Origin of the sequence: Bacillus hominis, assembly GCF_018332515.1 — a bacterium.
GTDB lineage: Bacteria > Bacillota > Bacilli > Bacillales > Bacillaceae_G > Bacillus_A > Bacillus_A hominis.
The window spans coordinates 1-702 of the sequence record NZ_BOQD01000609.1 but is presented as its reverse complement, the minus strand read 5'-3'; the positions used below and the strand labels follow the sequence as shown (position 1 = coordinate 702).

Annotated in this window: 1 protein-coding gene; it reads left to right on the top strand. The window is 30.5% G+C overall.

The features are described 5' to 3' along the window. Positions 1-629: phosphatase PAP2 family protein (locus KI356_RS27610; RefSeq protein WP_212937053.1), on the top strand; the 629-nt coding region annotated here is incomplete at its 5' end. Positions 630-702 lie beyond the last annotated feature (73 nt).

Below are 702 nucleotides of genomic sequence, written 5' to 3'. Positions count from 1 at the left end.
GCTATGGAGTAACCACTCTTTTATTCGCTTTTATAGCGTCATTTATGCTAGCACATTATTTAACCATTTCAAAATTTTTAATTCCAATTTTTATGATTTTCTTTATTGTAGTTTGTTATATGATTTCTAAATCATGGAGTAAATATGATGATGCAAGATTGAGAGACATTGCATTAATTGGATTACTAAGTGTAGTTATTGTATTAATTACATTTAATCTAATTAAATTAGGATGGGGCAGAGAACGTTATCGTCATATGATTTCTATTGGATCATTTGAAGGATTTTCAAAATGGTTTGTACCACAAGGAATCGCCAAAAGTGATGAGTTTATGTCGTTCCCTTCAGGCCATAGTGCCAATGCAGCGTTAATCATTTGGTTTAGCTTGTTACCAGAATACTTCGCTTCATTAAAAAGAAAAAAAATAGGTATTTGGATTCTCATTCTTTTGTGGATGATAATAGTGCCAATTAGTCGTATTATGGTAGGGGCTCATTTTGCTTCAGATGTTACAGTTGGAGTCGCTATTTCAGTAACTGTGTTTATGTGTTTGAAAAAAATTATTTGGAAGGATAAGAAAATTAATAGCACCAATAATCATGAGGTTCTTCCATATTCAGTAAAGTGATAATAAGAAAACAATGTCCGATGAAGGATTATTTTGAGATTATATAATGATTAATGGTTTAGTAATAAGTTAT